The 15,531-nt window shown below is 69.3% G+C and carries 14 protein-coding genes; 3 read left to right on the top strand and 11 right to left on the bottom strand.

Features of this window, described 5'->3' with window-relative positions; translation table 11 throughout:
• Positions 1-96: 96 nt before the first annotated feature.
• From prcA to arc, 5 genes are all read right to left on the bottom strand, one after another.
• Positions 97-885 carry a proteasome subunit alpha gene (gene prcA / locus ABZ562_RS17030; protein ID WP_361479502.1) on the bottom strand — a complete coding sequence of 263 codons (789 nt, stop codon included), beginning with the start codon at positions 883-885 and terminating at the stop codon, positions 97-99.
• A gap of 54 nt (positions 886-939) precedes the next feature.
• The gene (prcB, locus tag ABZ562_RS17025; RefSeq protein ID WP_361479499.1) at positions 940-1,785 is read right to left on the bottom strand and encodes a proteasome subunit beta; all 846 of its coding nucleotides are present in this window, start codon (positions 1,783-1,785) and stop codon (positions 940-942) included.
• A gap of 108 nt (positions 1,786-1,893) precedes the next feature.
• Positions 1,894-2,112: a ubiquitin-like protein Pup gene (locus ABZ562_RS17020; RefSeq protein WP_055553398.1), complete on the bottom strand. Its 219-nt coding sequence runs from the start codon at positions 2,110-2,112 to the stop codon at positions 1,894-1,896.
• 135 nt (positions 2,113-2,247) lie between these two features.
• Positions 2,248-3,759 carry a depupylase/deamidase Dop gene (dop, locus tag ABZ562_RS17015; RefSeq protein WP_361479495.1) on the bottom strand — a complete coding sequence of 504 codons (1,512 nt, stop codon included), beginning with the start codon at positions 3,757-3,759 and terminating at the stop codon, positions 2,248-2,250.
• A gap of 262 nt (positions 3,760-4,021) precedes the next feature.
• Positions 4,022-5,788 carry a proteasome ATPase gene (arc, locus tag ABZ562_RS17010; RefSeq protein WP_055553583.1) on the bottom strand — a complete coding sequence of 589 codons (1,767 nt, stop codon included), beginning with the start codon at positions 5,786-5,788 and terminating at the stop codon, positions 4,022-4,024.
• A gap of 257 nt (positions 5,789-6,045) precedes the next feature.
• Here arc and ABZ562_RS17005 point away from each other — a divergent pair, with 257 nt between their 5' ends.
• Entirely contained in the window at positions 6,046-6,336 is a 291-nt protein-coding gene (locus ABZ562_RS17005) for a ferredoxin (protein WP_361479492.1), read from the top strand.
• Between the two features lie 28 nt (positions 6,337-6,364).
• Here the strand turns inward: ABZ562_RS17005 and ABZ562_RS17000 are convergent, their stop codons facing one another.
• The 3 genes from ABZ562_RS17000 to ABZ562_RS16990 all read right to left on the bottom strand — a co-directional run bounded on the left by ABZ562_RS17000 (position 6,365) and on the right by ABZ562_RS16990 (position 9,353).
• On the bottom strand, positions 6,365-6,967 hold the full coding sequence (locus ABZ562_RS17000) for a hypothetical protein (protein WP_361479490.1): 603 nt from the start codon (positions 6,965-6,967) through the stop codon (positions 6,365-6,367).
• Positions 6,968-7,083: 116 nt separating this feature from the next.
• Entirely contained in the window at positions 7,084-8,049 is a 966-nt protein-coding gene (locus tag ABZ562_RS16995; RefSeq protein WP_361479488.1) for a tRNA (adenine-N1)-methyltransferase, read from the bottom strand.
• A gap of 59 nt (positions 8,050-8,108) precedes the next feature.
• A complete protein-coding gene (locus ABZ562_RS16990; RefSeq protein WP_361479486.1) occupies positions 8,109-9,353 on the bottom strand; it encodes a site-2 protease family protein in 1,245 nt (414 codons plus the stop codon).
• A gap of 128 nt (positions 9,354-9,481) precedes the next feature.
• On the opposite strand from ABZ562_RS16990, the gene ABZ562_RS16985 reads away from it, so the two are divergent.
• Together ABZ562_RS16985 and ABZ562_RS16980 are read left to right on the top strand one after the other, a co-directional pair.
• Positions 9,482-10,414 carry a PD-(D/E)XK nuclease family protein gene (locus ABZ562_RS16985; protein WP_361479483.1) on the top strand — a complete coding sequence of 311 codons (933 nt, stop codon included), beginning with the start codon at positions 9,482-9,484 and terminating at the stop codon, positions 10,412-10,414.
• 13 nt (positions 10,415-10,427) lie between these two features.
• Entirely contained in the window at positions 10,428-11,099 is a 672-nt protein-coding gene (locus tag ABZ562_RS16980; RefSeq protein ID WP_009719179.1) for a response regulator transcription factor, read from the top strand.
• 57 nt (positions 11,100-11,156) lie between these two features.
• On the opposite strand, the gene ABZ562_RS16975 is transcribed toward ABZ562_RS16980, so the two are convergent.
• The 3 genes from ABZ562_RS16975 to ABZ562_RS16965 all read right to left on the bottom strand — a co-directional run bounded on the left by ABZ562_RS16975 (position 11,157) and on the right by ABZ562_RS16965 (position 15,453).
• On the bottom strand, positions 11,157-12,752 hold the full coding sequence (locus ABZ562_RS16975) for an ABC transporter substrate-binding protein (protein ID WP_361479480.1): 1,596 nt from the start codon (positions 12,750-12,752) through the stop codon (positions 11,157-11,159).
• 55 nt (positions 12,753-12,807) lie between these two features.
• Positions 12,808-14,412: an ABC transporter substrate-binding protein gene (locus tag ABZ562_RS16970; protein WP_361479477.1), complete on the bottom strand. Its 1,605-nt coding sequence runs from the start codon at positions 14,410-14,412 to the stop codon at positions 12,808-12,810.
• 339 nt (positions 14,413-14,751) lie between these two features.
• Positions 14,752-15,453, bottom strand: coding sequence for an HAD family phosphatase (locus tag ABZ562_RS16965; RefSeq protein ID WP_361479474.1), 702 nt, complete (start codon positions 15,451-15,453; stop codon positions 14,752-14,754).
• Between the last annotated feature and the right edge of the window lie 78 nt (positions 15,454-15,531).

The following is a 15,531-nucleotide window of genomic DNA, read 5'->3' as shown; positions in this document are numbered from 1 at the left end:
CAGTCACTGGAGTCCAGAAGTGTGCTCTTGTTATCGGGGCGCGGGTGGCGGTCGGGGAGGGGGCCCCGGCCGGGGCCCACCACGACGGGACGGTGCCTACTCCTCGCTCGCGGAGGACTCTCCGGAGTCGCCGGACTCCGCGGCCTCGCCGGACTCCGACTCCTCGTCGGTCTCCGCCGCGGCCCCGGAACCCTCCAGGAGACGGGCCAGCTGCCCGCCCAGGACGCGCTTGAACTTCCGGGCCTGAGGCCGCTTGCGGTCCAGGACCGCGACCTCCAGCTGCTCGGCGGTGAGGCTGCGCTCGCCACCGTTGTTGTCCCGGGCCAGCGAGTCGACGGCCAGCTTGAGGGCTTCGGCCAGCGTCATGCCGTCCCGGTGGCGCTGGTCGAGGTAGCTGCTGATCTGGTCGGCGTTGCCACCGACGGCGACCGAACCGTGTTCGTCCACGATGGAGCCGTCGTGCGGCAGCCGGTAGATCTGGTCGTCGGCGGGGCCCTCCCCGACCTCGGCGACGATCAGCTCGACCTCGTACGGCTTCTCGGCGGCGCTGGAGAAGATCGTGCCGAGCGTCTGTGCGTAGACATTGGCGAGGCCACGGGCCGTGACATCGTCGCGGTCATAGGTATAGCCGCGCAGATCGGCGTAGCGGACGCCGCCGATGCGCAGGTTCTCGAATTCGTTGTACTTGCCGACCGCCGCGAAGGCGATCCGGTCGTAGATCTCGCTGACCTTGTGCAGGGCACGGGACGGATTCTCGGCGACGAAGAGGATGCCGTCGGAATACTGCAGCACTACCACGCTGCGGCCACGCGCGATGCCCTTGCGGGCGTATTCCGCGCGGTCGGCCATGGCCTGCTGAGGCGATACATAGAACGGCGTCGTCACCGGCTATCCGTCCCTTTCTGTCATTGGCGAATGCATTCCGGGTCAACCGTCCCCTCAGAGCAGGGCGGCGCGCGGGCCGTCCGGCTCTTCGAGCCGACGCTCGTGGATGGCGCGGACGATGTCGGCCACCTCTGCCTCGGTGAACTTCCTGAAACCGTCCTCGGTGATGACCGTGACGATGGGATAAATGCGCCGGGCCAGATCGGGGCCGCCGGTCGCCGAGTCGTCGTCCGCGGCGTCGTACAGCGCCTGGATCACGGCGGTGGCGGCCTGCTCCTCGTTCAGGTCCTCGCGGTAGAGCTTCTTGAGCGCACCGCGAGCGAACGTCGAGCCGGAGCCGGTGGCCGCGAAGCCGCGCTCCTCCGAACGCCCACCGGTCACGTCGTAGGAGAAGATGCGGCCCTTCTCCCGGTCGACGTCATAACCCGCGAAGAGCGGGACGACCGCCAGCCCCTGCATCGCCATGCCGAGATTGCCGCGGATCATGGTCGACAGCCGGTTGGCCTTGCCCTCCAGGGAGAGGACGGTGCCCTCGACCTTCTCGAAGTGCTCCAGCTCCAGCTGGAAGAGCTTGACCATTTCCACGGCGATACCGGCCGTGCCCGCGATGCCGACGGCCGAGTACTCGTCCGCCGGGAAGACCTTCTCGATGTCGCGCTGCGCGATGACGTTCCCCATGGTCGCGCGACGGTCACCGGCGAGCGCCACCCCGCCGGCGAACGTCGCCGCCACGATCGTCGTGCCATGCGGTGCCTCGATGGCACCCTGCACCGGGGGAAGCGGGCGGTTCCCCGGAAGCAGCTCGGGCTGATGCGCGCCGAGGAAGTCCATGAACGACGAGGAGCCGGGCGTCAGGAAGGCAGCCGGCAGACGCCCTGTGCTTCGAGTGTTGGCTTCCACACGATTCCTTCCACCAGATCTTGAAATACTGCTCGGACCTTACCCCTGGCCATGGAAGTCATCCGTCCTGCGCCCCCTCGATGGGGCGCAGGACGGAGGGGACGCGCTTTACTCGCCGCCCTTTTGCACGAAGGACCGCACGAAATCCTCGGCGTTCTCCTCGAGCACGTCGTCGATCTCGTCCAGCACGGAGTCGACGTCGTCCGAGAGCTTCTCCTGCCGCTCCTTGAGATCCTCCGCGGCCTGTGCGTCCTGCGCCTGCTCCTCGACCTCCTCGGTCGTGCGCGACGCCTTCTGCTGACCGCCGCCGGTGTCCTTGGTCGCCATGTCCCTCACCCCGCTCGGTTCGCCCGCTGATTCGATCGGTGTCAAGATCAGACCCTACAAGCAGGGTCCGACATCGGCCTCCCACTCGCTACAACGCGTGGAGGCCACCACGATGATTCCCGGTCGGAGCCCATTTCAGCCTCCGGACAGCACCCGGACCAGGTCCTCGGCCGTGCGGCAGCGGTCCAGCAGCTCCTTGACGTGGTTGCGGGTGCCCCTGAGGGGCTCCAGCGTGGGGACCCGTTGCAGGGAGTCACGGCCCGGGAGGTCGAAGATCACCGAGTCCCAGGAGGCCGCGGCCACGTCGTCCGCGTACTGCTCCAGGCAGCGGCCGCGGAAGTAGGCGCGGGTGTCCTCCGGGGGCTTGTTCTGAGCCCGTGCGACGTCGGAGTCGTCCAGCAGCCGCTTCATCTTGCCGCGCGCCGCCAGCCGGTTGTACAGGCCCTTCTCGGGGCGTACGTCGGCGTACTGCAGGTCCACCAGGTGGAGCCGGGCGGCGTCCCACTCCAGGCTGTCGCGCCTGCGGTAGCCCTCCAGCAGCTCGCGCTTGGCCACCCAGTCCAGCTCGCCGGACAGCGACATCGGGTCGCGCTCCAGCCGGTTGAGCACGTCCTCCCAGCGGGTCAGCACGTCCCGGGTCTGCTCGTCGGCGTCGGCGCCGAAGCGGTCCTCGACGTACTTGCGGGCCAGCTCGAAGTACTCCATCTGGAGCTGCACGGCGGTCAGTGTACGGCCGCTGCGCAGCGTGATCAGGCGCTGCAGCGTCGGGTCGTGCGAGACCTGGTGCAGCGTGCGGACCGGCTGGTCGACGGCCAGGTCCACGGCGATGAAGCCGTCCTCGATCATCGACAGCACCAGTGAGGTGGTGCCGAGCTTGAGGTACGTCGACAGCTCGGAGAGGTTGGCGTCGCCGATGATCACATGCAGCCGGCGGTACTTCTCGGCGTCGGCGTGCGGCTCGTCCCGGGTGTTGATGATGGGCCGCTTGAGGGTGGTCTCCAGCCCCACCTCGACCTCGAAGTAGTCGGCCCGCTGACTGATCTGGAAGCCGTGCTCGTGGCCGTCCTGGCCGATGCCGACGCGGCCGGCGCCGGTGACGACCTGGCGGGAGACGAAGAACGGCGTCAGGTGGCGCACGATGTCCGAGAAGGGGGTCTCCCGCTTCATCAGGTAGTTCTCGTGCGTGCCGTAGGAGGCGCCCTTGTTGTCGGTGTTGTTCTTGTACAGGTGGATCGGCTGGGCGCCGGGCAGCTCGGCGGCGCGCATCGCGGCCTCGGCCATGATCCGCTCGCCCGCCTTGTCCCACAGCACCGCGTCCCGCGGGTTGGTGACCTCGGGGGCGGAGTACTCCGGGTGCGCGTGGTCGACGTAGAGCCGCGCACCGTTGGTGAGGATGACGTTGGCCAGGCCGATGTCCTCGTCCGTGAGCTGACTGGCGTCCGCGGACTCACGCGCGAGGTCGAAGCCGCGGGCGTCCCGCAGCGGGTTCTCCTCCTCGAAGTCCCAGCGGGCGCGGCGCGCCCGGTGCATCGCCGCCGCGTAGGCGTTGACGACCTGGGACGAGGTGAGCATGGCATTGGCGTTGGGGTGCCCCGGGACGGAGATCCCGTACTCCGTCTCGATTCCCATTACGCGCCGTACGGTCATGCGGCCCTCCTTGCCCGGCGCGGCCCCAGGCCGGGGCCGGCGCTCAAGTACCGCTGCGCTTCCGGTCCACGACCGGCCCCCGAGCCGCCGCGCCGCGGGATCGCGGCGGTACCGATGAGCCGGTTACGGCTGTGCGGTGCTGCGGAGATCATGACAGTCATTGCTCCGGTGGGGCTCGTAGGACTCATACGATGAATGCCGTCCGAAAAGCGCATCCGGCTGCGGATGCCCCGTCCAGGACATCCGCAGCCGGACAGCGGTGTTACAGGTACTGACCGGTGTTGGCCACCGTGTCGATGGAGCGTCCCGTGTCGGCGCCCTGCTTTCCGGTGACCAGGGTGCGGATGAAGACGATCCGCTCGCCCTTCTTACCGGAGATGCGGGCCCAGTCGTCCGGGTTCGTGGTGTTGGGCAGGTCCTCGTTCTCCTTGAACTCGTCCACGCAGGCGGCGAGCAGGTGGGAGACCCGAAGGCCCTTCTGGTTGTGGTCGAGGAATGCCTTGATGGCCATCTTCTTCGCCCGGTCCACGATGTTCTGGATCATGGCGCCGGAGTTGAAGTCCTTGAAGTAGAGGACTTCCTTGTCACCATTGGCGTAGGTGACCTCGAGGAAGCGGTTTTCCTCGGATTCCGCGTACATCTGCTCGACGACCGACTGGATCATGCCGGCGACAGCCGCCTTCGCGGAGCCGCTGTGCTCGGCGAGGTCGTCCGTGTGGACCGGCAGTGTATCGGTCAGGTACTTCGAGAAGATGTCCTTGGCGGCCTCGGCGTCCGGACGCTCGATCTTGATCTTCACATCGAGGCGGCCGGGGCGCAGGATGGCCGGGTCGATCATGTCCTCGCGGTTGGAGGCGCCGATGACGATGACGTTCTCCAGGCCCTCGACACCGTCGATCTCGGAGAGCAGCTGCGGGACGATGGTGTTCTCCACGTCCGAGCTGACCCCGGAGCCGCGGGTGCGGAACAGGGAGTCCATCTCGTCGAAGAAGACGATGACCGGCGTGCCCTCGCTGGCCTTCTCCCGGGCCCGCTGGAAGACCAGCCGGATGTGCCGCTCCGTCTCACCGACGTACTTGTTGAGCAGCTCGGGGCCCTTGATGTTGAGGAAGAAGCTCTTCCCCGCGGGCTTGCCGGTGACCTCGGCGACCTTCTTGGCAAGGGAGTTGGCGACGGCCTTCGCGATCAGCGTCTTGCCGCAGCCGGGCGGGCCGTACAGCAGCACGCCCTTGGGCGGCCGCAGTTCGTGCTCCTTGAACAGGTCGGGGTAGAGGTACGGAAGCTCGACCGCGTCCCGGATCAGCTCGATCTGGTTTCCCAGGCCGCCGATCTTGGTGTAGTCGATGTCCGGGACCTCTTCGAGGACGAGCTCCTCGACCTCGCTCTTCGGCACGACCTCGTAGACGTAGCCGGACCGGGGCTCCAGCAGCAGGGCGTCACCGGGGCGGATGGTGGTTTCCAGCAGCGGCTCGGCGAGCCGCACCACGCGCTCCTCGTCGGTGTGCCCGATCACCAGGGCCCGCTCGCCGTCCTCAAGGACCTCCTTGAGGGTGACGATGTCCCCGGCGCGCTCGAACTCCATGGCCTCGACCACATTGAGCGCCTCGTTGAGCATGACCTCCTGGCCCCGCCTGAGGTCGTCGAGCTCGACGCTTGGGCTGACGTTCACGCGGAGTTTACGGCCTCCGGTGAAGATGTCGGCCGTGCCGTCCTCGTTCGCCTGCAGAAAGGCACCGAAACCGGCCGGCGGCTGTGCGAGCCGGTCGACCTCCTCCTTGAGGGCCACGATCTGGTCGCGGGCCTCACGGAGGGTGTTCGCGAGCCGCTCGTTCTGTGCGGACACTCCCGCCAGATTGGTCTGCAGCTCGACGATCCGCTCTTCGAGAATCCTCGTGTGACGCGGAGAGTCGGCGAGCTTGCGGCGCAGGACGGCGATTTCCTGCTCGAGATAGGCAACCTGACCGGCGGGGTCGTCAGACCCGCGCCCCGGCCGGATGCCGCGGTTGATGTCGTCGTCGTGGGCTGCCACGGTCCTCACCTCCTCCAAGGGGAGCTGGACGCTTCCTGACCCTACCTGGGCCGGTGCGGGTTGAAACCCCTAGATCACAAACCCGGTCGGCGTGTGTCCGATCTTCACCCTTGCGCACTCCCTCACGCCAGGTGAATACCCACCCAACAACATCGGAAAGCGAGCGGTTGTATCGTCGACCCGGTCAACACCCGCCAGGGCTGGCGATATTTAGTCAATGTTGAATCGCGTATCGAGGGAACGGCAGGCGACGCACCGTGCGGAACGAGGAGATCGGCGATCTTGAAGTCTGGATTGACCAGGACCTGTGCACGGGTGATGGGATCTGTGCCCAGTACGCGCCCGAGGTCTTCGAACTCGACATCGACGGTCTAGCCTACGTCAAGAGCGCCGACGACGAGCTTCTGCAGGACAAGGGCGCGACGACCAAGGTGCCGCTGCCGCTGCTCACCGAGGTCGTGGACTCCGCCAAGGAGTGCCCGGGCGACTGCATCCATGTGCGGCGCGCCGCGGACAAGGTCGAGGTGTACGGCCCGGACGCGGAGTAGCGCCCGGCGCGCGACAGCGCGTGACCGGTCAGACACTCCCCGGCACGGGAAGGGCCTTCAGTACGAACTCGCCGTCCCGCCACTGCCAGTTGACCTTGCGCTGCAGATCGGGACAGCACCGCGGAACCTTGGTGGACGAGTAGCCCAGCAAAGTGGCCGAAACCTTCGTTCCGCGCACGGCGAAATCCTTGACGCTCATCCCCTCCTTCGGATCGACGAAGGTCGCAACGATCCGGGGGGCCGCACCCGCGCGCTCCGGCTGGGCGAGCACGTAGACGCCGCTGGGCGGGTTGCCGGCCGCGGTCTCGCAGCGGACCACGGCGACGGTTTCCGGCCGCCCGTCCCCGTCGAGGTCTCCCGAGGCCCGGTCCACGACGCCGGGCTCGGCCCGGCCGCAGTCCATCGGGTAGTGCGCGGCCCGTGGATCGGGGGCCAGCAGGGCCGGAAGGCCGTCGGCGCGGTGCGCGGAGAGGGTGGTGGGGGCCGAGGTGGCCTTGGCGGCGGGGGGCTGGAAGACCGCCGCCCCGGCGACGACGGCGGCCACGGCGGCCGCGGTCGCGATCCAGTGCACCGGACGGGTGCGGGTGTGTGCGAGATCCGGGCCCAGAGACTGCACGCGGGACGACTCCATGACATGGCTGCGGCGGAGGGGGTGCTCCGCATCGTGCCACATCTCACACCGGCGCGGCCACCGCCCCGCAGGGGGGAAGTCGGTGGCCGCGCCGAGTCGTTGACGTGACCGGGCGGTCAGCCGCCGTCGGCCGCGGGGGCCTGGCCGCCGGACGCGCCCCGCTTGCCCTCCGGGGCGCCGCCGGCGCCGGTGTCCTTCCCGCTGCCGTAGCCGGGGTAGTCGTCGCCGTACGCGCCCTTGGCGGGCCGGCGGCGGCGCAGCGGCGGCTCCACGCCGTCCGCGAGGCGGCGGGCGGTGAGCAGGAAGCCGGTGTGGCCGATCATGCGGTGGTCGGGGCGCACCGCCAGGCCCTCGACGTGCCAGGTGCGGACCATGGTCTCCCAGGCGGACGGCTCGTTGAAGGTGCCGTGCTCGCGGATGGACTCCACGGTGCGGGCCAGCTGGGTGGTGGTGGCCACGTAGGCGCACAGGATGCCGCCGGGCACGAGCGCCTTGGACACCGCCTCCAGGCACTCCCAGGGGGCGAGCATGTCCAGGATGACGCGGTCGACGTCGGTGTCGGACAGGTTGTCCTGGAGGTCGCCGACGGTGAGCCGCCAGGCGGGGTGCGGGGCGCCGAAGTAGCGCTCGACGTTCTGGGAGGCGATCTCGGCGAAGTCGGCCCGGCGCTCGTAGGAGTGCAGCATGCCCTGGTCGCCGATGGCCCGCAGCAGGAAGGTGGAGAGCGAGCCGGAGCCGACGCCCGCCTCGACGACGCGTGCGCCGGGGAAGATGTCGGCCATCGCCAGGATCTGCCCCGCGTCCTTGGGGTAGACCACGGCGGCACCGCGTGGCATGGACAGGACATAGTCGGGGAGCAGGGGACGCAGCGCGAGATACGCGACGTTTCCCGTGGTGCGCACGACAGTTCCCTCGGGGGCGCCGATCAGCTCGTCATGGGGGAAGGAACCCTTGTGGGTGTGGAAATTCTTCCCGGCTTCGAGCGTGAACGTGTAGTGGCGTCCCTTGGGGTCGGTGAGCTGGACCTGGTCCCCGACCTGGAAGGGCCCGCGACGGCGGGCGGCACCGGTCGGTTCGGACATGTGAACAGCCTACCGGGGCCGGGAGGCTGTCCGGGACGGCGGGCCCCGGGGCGCCCGCCTCAGGCGGTCGGGGTGCGTGCCATGGCGTTGACGAAGGCGCGCTCGACGTCCGCCGTGGAGAGCACCCCGTAGATCTCGCCCGTCTCCTCCACCACCAGGTACTCGGTCGCCGGGGTGGCGCGCAGGGTGTCCAGCAGCTCCTCGCCGGTCAGCTCGGCGGAGACCCGCATCCCGTCCTTGAGGTCCTGGGCGAGGCCGCTGACCGCGACCCAGGGGCGCCGGTGCTCCGGGACCCCGACGATGGCCGCCTCCCGCACCACGGCGGTCGGGGCGCCGTGGCCGTCCACCACGACCAGGGCGCGCGCCCCGGCCTCGTTGGCCCGCCGCAGCGCCTCGGACAGCGGGGTGTCGGCGGCGACGGGCACGGCGCGCCGGGTGAGGTTGCGGGCGCGCAGGTCCGGCAGGCGCTCCCGCAGCCGGGCCATGCGCAGGCTGTTGCCCGCGCCGGTCCAGATGATCGCGGCCAGTATGGCGGCGAGCAGCGCGTCGGTGAGCGAGTCGACGCTGCCGAAGTCCTTGGGCTCGCCGCCGAGGCCGCCCGCCTGGGTGAGCAGCGGCAGTCCCACCAGGACGGCGACGGCGAGCGCCCGGCCGGTCCAGGCGGCGGCGACGGTGCCGGCCATGGGCCTGCCGCTGATCTTCCAGACGACGGCGCGCAGCATCCGCCCGCCGTCCAGCGGAAGGCCGGGGAGCAGGTTGAAGGCGGCCACGATGAGGTTGGAGATCATCAGCCCGGCGAGCAGCACCCCGGGCACCGAGTCGGGCTCCACGACCAGCATCCCGAGGTAGAAGACCCCGGAGAGGACCAGGGAGAGCAGCGGGCCGACGAAGGCGAGGACGAACTCCCGGCCGGGGGTCTCGGACTCCTTCTCGATCTCCGAGACGCCGCCGAAGAACTGCAGCTGGATCCGGCGCACCGGCAGCTTGAAGCGCAGGGCGGCCACGGTGTGGGCCAGCTCGTGCACCAGGACGGAGGCGTAGAAGGCGACCGCGAAGAACAGTGACACCAGGTAGCGGGCGGCGCCCAGCTCCGGCAGCACCCGCTCCAGCTGGCCGCCGAAGACCCAGGTGATGAGGGCGGCCACCAGGAACCAGCTGGGCGAGACATAGACGGGTACGCCGAAGGGGCGCCCCATCAGGATGCCGCCGCCCGCCTCGGGTGGGCGGCGCGGCTTGTCCGCCTCGGGCTCGGTCGTGCGGTCCGCTCCCCCGTCGCCGGACTGCCGCTGCCCGCTGTTGTCCACGGTGTCCCCTCGTCGGGTGCGTCCGTCGCACCCTGTTTTGATACGGTCCCCACGATCATGCAGTGCGAGGGGCTCGGACGTCGATGGTATGCGTCCGGCTGTCGGTGGCGGGTCGTAGGGTCTTGGCCATGGGAATCACCTCAGGGCAGCCCGAACAGCCGGACGGGGCACCGCAGTCAGGCCGTGCCGCGTCGCTCTCCCCGTCCCGAGCGGCCGACTTCATGCGGTGCCCCTTGCTGTACCGCTTCCGGGTGATCGACAAACTGCCGGAGAAGCCGAGCGCGGCCGCGACCCGGGGCACGGTGGTGCACGCGGTGCTGGAGCGCTTGTTCGACGCGCCCGCCGCCGAGCGCACCGCGCCGCGCGCCCGGGCGATGGTGCCGGGCGAGTGGGAGCGGCTGCTGGCGGCCAAGCCGGAGCTGGCGGAGCTGTTCCGGGGGGAGGACGGCGCGGAGTCCCCGGAGCAGCTGACCGAGTGGCTGGCGGGGGCCGAGAAGCTGGTGGAGGAGTGGTTCTCGCTGGAGGACCCGACACGGCTGGAGCCCGCCGAGCGGGAGCTGTTCGTGGAGACCGCGCTGGAGTCGGGGCTGACGCTGCGCGGGATCATCGACCGGGTGGACATCGCGCCGACCGGTGAGGTGCGGATCGTCGACTACAAGACGGGGAAGGCGCCCGGGCCGCGGTACGCGGGCGAGGCGCTGTTCCAGATGAAGTTCTACGCCCTGGTGCTGTGGCGGCTGCGCGGCACGGTGCCGCGCCGGCTGCAGCTGGTCTACCTGGGCAGCGGCGATGTGCTGAGTTACGACCCGGACGAGCGGGATCTGCTCGGCGTGGAGCGCAAGGTGCTGGCCCTGTGGGAGGCGATCCGGCTGGCGACGGAGACGGGGGACTTCCTGCCGCGCCGGACCAAGCTGTGCGGCTGGTGCGATCACCAGGCGCGCTGTCCGGAATTCGGTGGCACTCCCCCGCCGTATCCGCTGCCCGTGATCCCGGCGCAGTCCCCGCCCCTGTCCCCCGCTCCCTCCGGGGGCGACGGCTCCGGCAGAATGGACGCGGTCTAGCGAAGGAGATCCCGTGGCGATCCGCGTCCTACTGGTCGATGATCAACCGCTGCTGCGCACCGGCTTCCGGATGATCCTGGAGGCGGAGCAGGATCTGGCGGTCGTCGGCGAGGCGGGGGACGGTCTGCAGGCCCTCGACCAGGTGCGGGCGCTCCAGCCCGACGTGGTGCTGATGGACATCCGGATGCCGCGGATGGACGGGGTGGAGGCGACCCGGCAGATCACCGGCCCCGGGCGGGACGGCCCGGCGAAGGTGCTGGTGCTGACCACTTTCGACCTCGACGAGTACGTGGTGGAGGCGCTGCGCGCCGGGGCCAGCGGCTTTCTGCTGAAGGACGCGCCGGCCACCGAGCTGGTGCAGGCCATCCGGGTGGTGGCGGCGGGCGAGGCGATGCTGGCGCCGAGCATCACGCGCCGGCTGCTCGACAAGTACGCCGGGCACCTGCCGTCGGGTGAGGAGCCGGTCCCGGACACCCTGCACACGCTCACCGAGCGCGAGGTCGAGGTGCTCAAGCTGGTGGCCCGGGGCCTGTCGAACGCGGAGATCGCCGCGGATCTGTTCGTGAGCGAGACGACGGTCAAGACGCATGTGGGCCATGTGCTGACCAAGCTGGGGCTGCGGGACCGGGTGCAGGCCGCGGTCTACGCCTACGAGAGCGGGCTGGTCCGCCCCGGCGCGCAGTAGCCGCACCGCACCCGGCGCGCGGTGCGGGGCAGGCGCGCGCCGGGGCGGGACGCCGCGTCAGTCGGTCGGCGACTTCTTGATCTCCCAGAAGCGGAAGACCGTCGAGGCGTCCAGGGTCCACTGCAGCCCGGAGATGGAATCCTGGGCCACCGCGTACTGCTTGCCCTGCCACAGCGGCAGCATCGGCACATCGTCGGCGACCAGGTTCTGGATCTTCTGGAAGTCGCCGACCGTGGCCGCGCGGCTGGGCTGGCCGGCGGTGGCCGGGATGAGCTGCCCGGTGAGCTGCGCCGAGGTGTAGTGGTTGGCCAGGACGTTGCCGGCGCCGAAGAACGGGGCGACGAAGTTGTCCGGGTCCGGGTAGTCGGGCACCCAGCCCTTGACGTAGACGGGGTAGTCGCCCGCGGCCACGCCCTTCTCATAGGCGGCGGCGTCGGTGCTCTTCACGTCGACGTCGAACAGCCCGCTGGCGTTGAGCTGCTTGGCGATCTCGTGCAGGCCCGGCACGGTGCCGGGGCCGTAGCGGATCGGGGTGCCCCACAGGGTGAGCTTGACCTTGTCGGTGATCCCCTCCTCCCGCAGCGCCTGCTTGGCCTTCTCCGGCTGCGGCCGGTCGCCGTACTTGTCGAAGAAGGCCGTGTTGTGGCCGGTGATCCCGGCCGGGACGACGGAGTACAGCGGCTCGGCGGTGCGCTTGTAGACGTCCCGGACCAGGGTGGAGCGGTCGATGAGGTACGCCATGGCCTTGCGGACGCCCAGCTTCCCGGCCACCGGGTCCTCCATGTTGAAGACCAGGTGCTGGATCTCGGCGCCGGTTCCCTCGACGACGTTCAGGTTCTTGCCGCCGCTGAGGGACTCGGCCTGCAGGTCGGCCAGGTCCTTCATGGCCAGTCCCCGGTAGGCCAGGTCCACGTCGCCGTTCTGGACGGCGTCCTTCAGCTCCTGCTGCCGGCCCTTGAAGAACTTCAGGGTCAGCCCGGTGTTCTGGGCCTTGGCAGGGCCCTTGTAACCGCCGTTGACCGAGAAGTCCGCCTCCTCCTTGCTGAAGGAGTCCAGCTTGTAGACGCCGGAGCCGACCGCCTTGTTGTCGGTGCGCAGCTTGTCGGCCGGGTAGGCGCTGTGGTCCACGATGGACCCGGCGCCGGAGGCGATCTTCTGCGGGAAGGTGGCGTCCGGGGTCTTCAGGTTGAAGACGACGGTCCGCTCGTCCGGGGTCTTGATGTTCCCGATGGTGGAGAGCATCACCGCCGGGCCGTTCTCGTCGTTGATCCGCAGGGTGCGCTCGAACGAGAACTTGACGTCCTCCGAGGTGAGCGGATGCCCGTTGGAGAACGTCAGGTCGTTCCGCAGGGTGCAGGTGAAGACCTGGCTGGAGCCGTCCTTGAAGCCGCACTTCTCCGCCGCCTCCGGCTGCGGGGTGGTGCCGCCCTTGGGGAAGCTCAGCAGCGACTGGAACACGTTGTTGAACAACAGCCAGGAGCCCGGGTCGTAGCCGGATGCCGGGTCGGTGGCCAGCACCTCGTCCGACATTCCCATGACGACGTGCTCACCGCTGCCCGCGGCGTCCCCGTCCTCGCTCCCACAGCCGGTGAGCAGGGCGGCGGCAAGTCCCGCACCGAGCGGAGCTGCCAGCCACTGGTCACGTTTCCTCACGGGTGGTTTCCTCACAGTTTCGTCGTCTCGTATCCGGCCCCCGTCTGGCGTCGCGTCAGCTGCCGGCGCCTCGGCCCAGCTCCCATAGCTGCAGCATGGTCGAGGAGTCGAACGCGTATTCGGCCCCGGTGATGTTCTCTCGGGCCGCCACGTAGGTGTTCCCCTGCCACAGCGGCAGATAGGGCACATCGTCGGCGATGGTGTTCTGAATGGTCTGGAAGTCTCCGGCCGCGCGGGTGCGCTGGCTCTCCTGCCGGGTGCGCGGGATCAGCTCGTCCTGCACGGTGCTGTCGCGGTAGGGCGAGCCCAGGAAATTGTCCTTGGTCAGGAAGGGCGCGATGTAGTTGTCCGGGTCCGGGAAGTCCGGCAGCCACCCCATGCCGTAGGCGGCGTACGCGTGCTTGGCGAGGTTGGGGCGGAACTCGGTCCAGCGGACGCCCTTGATCCTGACCTTGAACAGGCCGCTGCGGTTGAGCTGGCGCTGCAGCTCCTTGAACTCCCGGGCGGTCTCCGGACCGTAGTGGTCGGTCGTGTACGTCAGGGTCAGCTTCACCGGGGTGCTGATCCCGGCATCGCGCAGGGCGCCGCGGGCCGCGTCGGGGTCGGGGTCGCCGTACTCGTTGTGGAACGAGTTGGTGTGCGAGATGACGTTGTTCGGGATCATCGAGTACAGGGGCTCGGCGGTCCGCTTGTAGACGTCGCGCACCAGCGCCTGCCGGTCCACCAGATGGGCGATGGCCTGCCGTACGGCCTTGGCCCTCACCGACGGGTCCTCGGTGTCGAAGACGAGGTAGCGGATGCCCTGGCCCGAGGACTCGAAGAGCCGGACGCCCTTGACCTCGCCCTTGTTGAGCTTGTCGATCTGGCCGGGCGCGAAGCCGCGGTGCACCACGTCGATGTCGCCCTTGGCCAGCGCCTTCTCCATCGCCGAGGCGGATTCGAAGAACCGCAGCTCGACCTTGTCGCTGTCCGGCTTCACATCGCCCCGGTAGTGGGGGTTCCGGGTGAAGAGCACCTTCACCAGCCGGTCGCCCCGGACCTCGGTCTTCGCCTGGTACGGGCCCGAGCCCACGAGGTCGAAGCCCTTGCGCAGTGCGTTCCCCCGGTAGACCTCGCTGTCCAGGATGGCCGCGGCCGGGGTGGTGAGCTTGGACGGGAAGGTCGCGTCGGGCGCGCGGAGGTGGATGACGACCTCACGGGAGGTCGGGGTCTCGACCTTGTCCACGTTCGAGAGCAGGGAGACCGGGCCGTTGCGGTCCTTGATGCGCAGCATGCGGTCGAGGGAGAACTTGACGTCCTCGGAGGTGAGCTCGTGACCGTTGGAGAACGTGAGCCCGCTGCGCAGGGTGCAGCGGTACTGCTCGCTCCGCCGGTCCTGGAAGCCGCACTTCTGCGCGGCGTCGGGTATCGGCTCGGTGCCCGAGCGGGGCAGCCGCATCAGCGTCTGGAAGCTGTTGTGCAGGACGCTCCAGGAGGCGAAGTCATAGGCCTGGGCGGGGTCCAGCGGGGCGGGCGCCGCCTTCGAGGCCTCGATCCGGTCGGTGCTCCCCAGGACGATGGCGCCGTCGTCGGAGCCCGAGCCGCCGGATCCACCGCATGCGGTGAGCACTGACGTCAGTAGGCCCGCCGCGGCCGGCAGCGCGAGCGACTTGCGCTTCATTGTCGGGAGTCTCCCTGCGATCGATCAACCACTCGCGACGAGATTAGTCCGAGGCGCCAGCCATGCTCAGACACAACGAAGTTGAGGCGATATCACGCACCGATAACGGATATGAGCCGACCGATATCCGAACGCGGTCGCGTATCGTACGGCATGTCACCAATCCGGACACAAGGGCTCGCCCAAATCGCACCAGACGGGACGCGCAGCAGATACCCACCCCACCTGTCGACGGCATATGCAGTGACAAACATCACGCCCGAAATGCCGTCGCCGCCGCACAAAAACGGGGAGCGCGTTATTCAGTCTGCAATTTACAGAAATACGCTCAGTGCGCGATCAGTGCAGTGCTGTGACCAGCGAGCGGAGAAATGGAAGATCGACTTCTTCCAGCGACCCGACGACCGTACGGCCCGCCGCGGGCTCGATCGGTACGACGGAGGGCACCGCCACCACCCGGCACCCGGCCGCCTCGGCGGCCCGTACCCCGGTCGCCGTGTCCTCGATGACCACGCACCGCGCCGGGTCGGCGGCCAGCCCCGCGGCGGCGAACAGATACGGGTCGGGGTGCGGCTTGGTGCGGCCGATCTCGTCTCCCGCGACCGTCAGCGCGAAGTTCTCGGGTCCGATGGACCGCAGCAGCCGGTCCATCACCCGCCGGTGCGAGGCGGAGACCAGGGCGGTCGGCACCTCGTGCGCGGCCAGCTCGGTGAGCAGCCGGCGCGCGCCGGGCAGCATGGGCACGGTCCCGTCGAGCAGCTCGGTGAAACGGCTGTTCAGCAGGCCGGACAGCTCCGCGAGCGCGATGTCGGCGCCGGTGGCCTCGATGAGGAACGAGGCGCTGCGGGCCATCGGGCCGCCGACCACCACCTCGCGGTACTCCTCGGCGAGGGCGTGGCCCAGCTCGGCGAAGATGGACACTTCCGCGTCCCACCAGATGTCCTCGGTGTCCACCAGGGTGCCGTCCATGTCGAGCAGGACCGCCTGCAGGGCGGAGCCCTCGGCAAAACGGGTGTCGACGGCGGGGATGCTGCTGGTCATCCAAACACCTCCGGATAAGGGGCACGAAGGCCGGCCCCCTTCCGCTGTGGGAAGACGACCGGCCTCTACCGGATCGAC

It is taken from the genome of Streptomyces sp. NPDC019937 (assembly GCF_040631655.1).
In the GTDB taxonomy this organism is placed as follows: Bacteria; Actinomycetota; Actinomycetes; order Streptomycetales; family Streptomycetaceae; genus Streptomyces.
This window is presented reverse-complemented; position numbering and strand designations above follow the sequence as displayed.